Source organism: Pseudomonas sp. NPDC089743, assembly GCF_044748785.1.
Taxonomy (GTDB): domain Bacteria; phylum Pseudomonadota; class Gammaproteobacteria; order Pseudomonadales; family Pseudomonadaceae; genus Aquipseudomonas; species Aquipseudomonas putida_X.
In genome coordinates, this window is record NZ_JBIVGS010000016.1 from 103527 (window position 1) to 111641 (window position 8115).

Here is an 8115-nt window from a genome sequence, read left to right on the forward strand (position 1 = left end):
GTGGCCACCGCGCAGACGGGATCAGGCGTTATCGATCTTGATGGTGGGGTCGGCACCGCTGATCAACGAGTTGACCGTGGTATTGGACCAGTTGACCCCTTCCAGCTTGATAGACACATCGGCATTGGCCAGGCCACCGGCTGCGTTGAGCTTGCCTTCGGTGCTGACCTGCAAGGTCGAGGACCCATCGACGGTGGTGATCTTCAGGAAGTTGTCGATAGTGCTGGCCTTCTCACCTTGCAGCAGGTCGCGCAAGTCCAGGCGGTCACCCTCGCTGACTTTGAAGTCCTTGATCACGTCACTGCCAATGTCACCGGACTTCCACACGAAGGTGTCGGCACCGCTGCCACCGATCAGCATGTCATTGCCTTGGCCGCCGATCAGGGTGTCGTTGCCAGTGCCGCCCAGCAGGATGTCATTACCTTTGCCGCCATCGAGGGTGTCATTACCCCCCTGGCCGAAGAGGATGTCATTGCCTGCGCCCCCCATAAGGGTGTCGGCGCCATCATTGCTGCCCGCAATATCGAACTCGGTGTAATGCTCGTTGATGTACTTGTGCATTGCCCGCGCGTCGACATCGCCCGCATCCACACCGAGCTTGTTCGCCACGTAACCCTGGATCGCTTCTACACCCGTGCCGGCGACCGTCGGGAAGGTCAGCAGGTCGCCGAAGATGATGTCGTTGCCATCACCACCGTTGACAGTGTCGTTGCCCGGCTGGGTGACTTCGGTGTGGCCGAGGATGGCATCTGCCAGTTTGCTCGGGTCGATGTTGGCCTGTGGCTTGCCATCGGAGTCATAGGGCTTCAGGTCATCCTTGTTCACGCCGCTGTTGAGGCCAATCGCCTCGACGTCGGACAAACCAGCGAGGATCTTGAAGCTGTCAGTCGAGTTGTTGGTGGTTGCCCGGTCAGTCGAGTTGCCCGTGCCGTCGCGGGTCGACAGCTCATAACCCCCATTACCCTCGGCACGTATAGTGGCTGTGCTCTGGGTGGACCACTTGTAGTAGTAACCCGAGTTCCAGCTCCAGTCCAACTCGCGAACCTGCATGGTCAACTTGCCGCTGCTGTCGATCGAGAGACGGTTGTTGGTATCCAACTGATAGTTGGTAACGGTATCGCCCATCTTGTAGTTGATCGACGACAGGAACGTATCGAGCTTGACGTTGGTGTTGCCCAGGTTCGGGTTGCCCTGTTCACTGGTCTGGTAGTAGGTCGGCTCACCGTCAGTGATGAAGAATGTCTGGTTACTACCGGTGCTACCTGCAGCCTTGAGGTTGGCGAACCAGTTGGCTGTCGTTTTGAAGGCATCCTCATAGTTGGTGCCGCCATTGGAGTTCAACGTGCCCAGCGCACTCAGCAGGGTTTTCAGGCCCGCATCGTTGAGGGTCACCGATACGCTGCTCTTGACCTGGGTGGCAAAGTCGACCAACAGAATATTCACCGTCCCGGACTGTGCGCCCTTGACGCTTGCAGCCAAGGTCTTGAACACCGACTCCAGCGATTGCTTCGCGGCATCGACGCCCGCAGAGCCCATGCTGCCCGAGGTGTCGACGATGAAGGCGATGTTGTAGTCCTTGCCTGGTACCACGTGCAGGCCGCTGACATCCGCGACCACGATGTCATTGCCATCGGTGCCGGTGATGCTATCGCTGTCGGACGACAGGTTGCTGGTGGTGTACGACTGCGGGTAGACCGTGACCTTGATGCTGCCTTCGCTGGTGGCAGTGCTGCCGCCAACGCTTTCGGTGGACGTCGAAGTGACTTTCACGTCGAACTGGCCGGAGTAGTAGGCCGGCGGCTTGATGGTCAGGCTGCCCAGATTCCAACCCGTGACATCCACCGCACTGGCACCAACGGTGAAGGTATGGCCTGCATTGTCGGCCACTACCGAGCCTGTCGGGATGCCGCTGAGCTTGACGCTCAGGCTCTCGGAGCCATCGGTGTCGGTCAGCGCGGTACTGATGCCTACCAACTTGACCGGCGCACCATTCTCGCCGCCTTCGTTGAGCTTGTAGCCGTCGTAGTAACCCACGCCGTTGCTGCCATGCAGGTCGGACACCGTGACACCGGCGTTGGCCAGCGCGGCGACGTTCGGGTACATCGGGATGTTGGCGCTGCTAAGGTCTGTGACCGCGCCATTACCCACCTTGATGTTGACGTCAAGGCTACCTGGCCCGGCCTGGTTGGCGTTGTAGATCTCCAGGGTGTAATAGCCGCTGGTGGTCGGGGTGTAGCTGCCGGAAATGCTGCCGCTGGCCGAGCCCCAGGTACCGCCGGCGACGTTCTTGCCGCCGATGACGATTTGCAGGCTGTCGTCAGCGGTGCCACTGAAGGTGTAGGTCTTGCCGGCCTCCAGGTAGATCAGGCCTGAGGTCTTCGAGCCCGACCCCGGGGTGACGGTGGCCGTGGTGTCGACCGTGGTCACCTGCTCGCTCTTGCCGGCGCTGCCGGAGTTGGCGAACACGTTCTTCAGCGCGTCACCGGTGATGCCATTGCCGTTGGTGCCCAGGCCGTTGAGGCTGGTCCAGGTTTCCTTGGTCAGGCCCAGCGAATTGACGTTGTTGCTGCCAATGCTCAGGTCCGGCTTGTCGGCCATCGGCGTGATATCGACCTTGAGCGTGGCTTCGCTGCCCGTGCCCTTGCCATCGGTAGGCGCGTACTTGATCTGCGCGTAGTCCGCCTGCTTGTTGCCCACACCGGTACCACCGTAACCGTCGACACCCGATTGGTTAGCCACGGGAACGAACTTGAGCTTGCCGGCGGCGATGTCGGCCTGGCTGATGGTCTGGCCTGCCTTCACATCGACCCAGCTGGTGCCGTTGTACAGCTTCAAGGTACCGGCCCCTGGCAGCTGGGTGATGGTCACCCCTAGGCTGCTAAGCGAGGAGTCGACATCGCTGATGTTGAAGTCGCTCCAACCCAGCACCAGGTCGGTGTCCTCGGTGCCGGTGACCGCTCCGCCGGTAGTGGTGGGCAGGTCATTGACCGCCACGACGTTGACCGTGGTGGTGGCCGTGTTCGAGGTGTTCACACCGTCAGTCACCGTGACCGTGATGATCCGAGGGACGGTGCTCGGGTCTTCACTGGTGTTGATGAAGGTGATGTTCTTGATCGCCTGGATGTAGTCAGCCAGCGAAGCGGTGCCGCTCAGGGTCAGGACCACCTTGCCATCGGTGCTGTTGGCGTTGATCGAGATGCCATTGACGCTGTTGCCCAGGTTCAGGGCATCGCCTGGCTGGCGATTGGTCAGGGTCACCGTCGCGCCGGTCAGCATCGAGCTGTCGAAGTCGGTGATCGACACGTCGATATCGCCGATCGAAACACCGCTTCCTGGTTGGTTCTCGGTGAACGTGGTCTGGTAGTCGGCGCCGGTCTTGCCGCTAGAATTGTTGGCGTCCAGGTCCAGGACGGGCGCCGGCTCGAAGATCTGGGTGGTGACGCTACCAGCGCTGCCGCTAACCGCCAGGTTTTCGAAGTTGCCGCCGGTGGCCGAGTCGATCTTGACGGTGAACTGCTCGGTACCTTCGGTGACGTTGTCCTTGATGGTCGGGATGGTGAAGGTGGCTGAGTTGCTGCCCGCTTTGATCGTGACGATGGCCACACCGGTGTAGTCGGCGCCATTGGTGGCGGTGCCGGTATACGAAAGCTTCACCGTCACATCGGTTTGCGCATTGTTGCTGAGGTTCAGCGTGTAAGTCGCGTTGCCACCTTCGGCAACAGCGGTTGTACCACTGATGCTCAGGGTAGTCGTCTGGATGGTGTCGGTCACGGCGGTGACCGCTGGCGTGTTACTGACGACGAGGTTTTCGAAGTTGCCACCTGAAGTGCCGGTAATTTTCGCCGACACGTCCGCCGCATCGATGTACACATCCTCGGCGGGCGCGGCGACAATCACCGAGCCTGACGTTTTGCCTGCTGCAATGTTGATGGTCTGGCCATTGCTCAGGGTGACCGTCATCGCCGTGCCCGCCGGGTTGCTCAACGTGGCGGTGTAGGTGATCTGGCCACCTTCGGCGACGGTGGGCGTGGCGCTGAGGGTCAGGCTGGTATTGTCGATCGTATCGGAGACCTTGGTCACGGCGTAAGCGCCGTCGACGGCGAGCAATTCGAAATCGCCGCCGGTGCTGCCGTCGATCTTGACCTGTACCGAGCCGGCATCGATGTAAGGGTCATCGGCGGGCGCGTTGAGGGTGATGCTGCCCTCGGTCTGACCTTTGGCAATGGAGATGGTCTCGCCATTGCTCAATTTGATGGTCATGTCAGAACCGGCCTTGTTGGACAAGGTTGCGGTGTAGGTGATTTTGCCGCCTTCGGCGACCGTTGGCGTCGCGCTCAGGACAAGGCTCGTGGTGTCCTTGGTGCCTGCCACATCCGTTACCGTCGTTGACGGGGAGCCAGCGGTGACCAACTTCTCGTAGTTGCCGCCGTCGACCTTGGTGATGCTGTTGGTCAGCGCGGTGTTGGTGTTGTAGACGTTGTTCGGCGCGGTGAAATTGACCGAGCCGGACGATTCGCCGACGCCGATGGTAATGCTCTGGCCGTTGGCCAGGGTGACAACCAAGGGGCTGCCGGTGACTGGGGCCGACACCGACGCGGTGTACACCACGGTGCCGCCCTCGACCACGCTTGGAGTGGCGGTCAACGTGACGGTCGACGTGTCGAGCGTATCGCTGACGTTGGTCACGGCTTGCGCCGGGTTGACCGCCAGCTTCTCGAAGTCGCCACCGGTGGTGCCAGTGATGGTGGCTTTGACCTGGCCGGCATCTTTGTAGACGTCATCGGCCGGGGCGGCGACGGTCACTTGGCCAGAGGTCTGGCCGGCCGCGATATTGATGGTCGCGCCGTTGCTCAGGGTGACGGTCATTGCCGTGCCGGCGGGGTTGCTCAGCGTGGCGGTGTAGACGATCTGACCGCCCTCGGCGACTTCGCCAGTGGCGCTCAGCACCAGGTTGGTGGTGGCCTGAGTAGCCGGGCTGTCGGTGACCGTCGTAGCTGGAGTACCAGCGGTATCCAGCTTCTCGTAATTACCGCCGTCGACCTTGGTGATGCTGTTGGTCAGCGGTGCATTGGTGTTGTAGACGTTGTTTGGCGCGGTGAAGTTGACCGAGCCGGACGATTCGCCGACACCGATGGTGATGCTTTGACCGTTGGCCAGGGTCACGACCAGCGGGCTGCCGGTGACCGGCGCCGACACCGAGGCGGTGTAGGTCACCACGCCACCTTCGACAACCGAGGCATTGGCCGTCAGGGTCACGGTCGACGTATCGAGCGTATCGCTGACATTGGTCACGGCTTCAGCCGGATTGACTGCGAGGTTCTCGAAGTCACCACCAGTGGTACCAGTGACGGTCGCTTTGACCTGGCCGGCGTCTTTGTAAACGTCATCCGCCGGGGCTGGAACAGAGACCGTGCCAGAGGTCTGGCCTGCCGCGATATTGATGGTCGCACCATTGCTCAGGGTCACGGTCATCGCCGTGCCTGCCGGGTTGCTCAGCGTGGCGGTGTAGACGATCTGGCCGCCTTCAGCGACATCGCCGGTGGCGCTCAGCACCAGGTTGGTGGTCGCCTGGGTAGCAGGGCTGTCGGTGACCGTGGTGGTCGGGGTGCCCGCGGTTTCGAGCTGTTCGTAATTACCGCCTTCAACCTTGGTGATGCTGTTGGTCAGCGGTGCATTGGTGTTGTAGACGTTGTTCGGTGCGGTGAAGTTGACCGAGCCGGACGATTCGCCGACGCCGATGGTGATGGTTTGGCCGTTGGCCAGGGTCACGACCAGCGGGCTGCCGGTGACCGGCGCCGACACCGAGGCGGTGTAGGTCACCACGCCACCTTCGATTACCGAAGCATTCGCCGTCAGGGTCACGGTCGACGTATCGAGCGTATCGCTGACATTGGTCACGGCTTCAGCCGGATTGACTGCGAGGTTCTCAAAGTCGCCACCGGTGGTACCGGTGACGGTGGCTTTGACCTGACCGGCGTCTTTGTAAACATCGTCAGCCGGGGCTGGAACAGAGACCGTGCCGGAGGTCTGGCCTGCCGCGATATTGATGGTCGCACCATTGCTCAGGGTCACGGTCATCGCCGTGCCTGCCGGGTTGCTCAGCGTGGCGGTGTAAACGATCTGACCGCCTTCGGCGACATCGCCGGTGGCGCTCAGCACCAGGCTGGTAGTCGCCTGGGTAGCCGGGCTGTCGGTGACCGTGGTGGTCGGGGTGCCCGCGGTTTCGAGCTGTTCGTAATTACCGCCGTCGACCTTGGTAATGCTGTTGGTCAGCGGCGCATTGGTGTTGTAGACGTTGTTTGGCGCGGTGAAGTCGACCGAGCCGGACGATTCGCCGACACCGATGGTGATGGTTTGGCCGTTAGCCAGGGTGACCACCAGTGGGCTGCCGGTGACTGGGGCCGACACCGACGCGGTGTACACCACGGTGCCGCCCTCGACCACGCTTGGAGTGGCGGTCAACGTGACGGTCGACGTGTCGAGCGTATCGCTGACGTTAGTTATGGCTTCAGCCGGATTGACTGCGAGGTTCTCGAAGTCACCACCGGTGGTGTCGGTGATGGTGGCTTTGACCTGGCCGGCGTCTTTGTAAACGTCATCCGCCGGGGCTGGAACAGAGACCGTGCCAGAGGTCTGGCCGGCCGCGATATTGATGGTCGCGCCGTTGCTCAGGGTGACGGTCATCGCCGTGCCGGCTGGATTGCTCAAGGTCGCGGTGTAGACGATCTGACCGCCTTCAGCGACATCGCCGGTGGCACTCAGCACCAGGTTGGTGGTCGCCTGGGTAGCTGGGCTGTCGGTGACCGTGGTGGTCGGGGTGCCCGCGGTTTCGAGCTGTTCGTAATTACCGCCGTCGACCTTGGTAATGCTGTTGGTCAGCGGTGCATTGGTGTTGTAGACGTTATTCGGCGCAACGAAGTCGACCGAGCCGGACGATTCGCCGACACCGATGGTGATGGTTTGGCCGTTAGCCAGGGTGACCACCAGTGGGCTGCCGGTGACTGGGGCCGACACCGACGCGGTGTACACCACGGTGCCGCCCTCGACCACGCTTGGAGTGGCGGTCAACGTGACGGTCGACGTGTCGAGAGTATCGCTGACGTTAGTTACGGCTTCAGCCGGATTGACTGCGAGGTTCTCGAAGTCACCACCGGTGGTACCAGTGACGGTGGCTTTGACCTGGCCCGCGTCTTTGTAGACGTCATCGGCCGGAGCTGCGACGGTCACTTGGCCAGAGGTCTGGCCGGCCGCGATATTGATGGTCGCGCCGTTGCTCAGCGTCACGGTCATCGCCGTACCCGCTGGGTTGCTCAGCGTGGCGGTGTAAACGATCTGACCGCCCTCGGCGACATCGCCAGTGGCGCTCAGCACCAGGTTGGTAGTCGCCTGAGTAGCCGGACTGTCGGTGACCGTCGTGGTTGGAGTACCTGCGGTATCCAACTTCTCGTAATTCCCGCCCTCGACCTTGGTAATGCTGTTGGTCAGCGGTGCATTGGTGTTGTAGACGTTATTCGGCGCAACAAAGTTGACCGAACCGGACGACTCGCCGACACCGATGGTGATGCTTTGACCATTGGCCAGGGTCACGACCAGCGGCGAACCAGTAACAGGCGCCGACACCGAGGCGGTGTACACCACGGTGCCGCCCTCGACCACGCTTGGAGTGGCGGTCAACGTGACGGTCGACGTGTCGAGCGTATCGCTGACGTTAGTTATGGCTTCAGCCGGATTGACCGCAAGGTTTTCAAAGTCACCACCGGTGGTGCCGGTGACGGTGGCTTTGACCTGACCGGCGTCTTTGTAAACATCGTCAGCCGGTGCGGCGACAGTCACTTGGCCAGAGGTTTGGCCTGCAGCGATATTGATGGTCGCGCCATTGCTCAGGGTCACGGTCATCGCCGTGCCCGCTGGGTTGCTCAGCGTGGCGGTGTAAACGATCTGACCGCCTTCAGCGACATCGCCGGTGGCACTCAACACCAGGTTGGTGGTCGCCTGGGTAGCCGGGCTGTCGGTGACCGTGGTGGTCGGGGTGCCCGCGGTTTCGAGCTGTTCGTAATTACCGCCGTCGACCTTGGTAATGCTGTTGGTCAGCGGCGCATTGGTGTTGTAGACGTT

1 protein-coding gene is annotated in these 8115 nt (G+C 61.6%); it reads right to left on the reverse strand.

The window, feature by feature from the left end; all coding sequences use genetic code 11:
• Positions 1-21: 21 nt before the first annotated feature.
• On the reverse strand, positions 22-8115 hold an 8094-nt coding region (locus tag ACIPZC_RS22145; protein WP_400629553.1), incomplete at its 5' end, for an immunoglobulin-like domain-containing protein.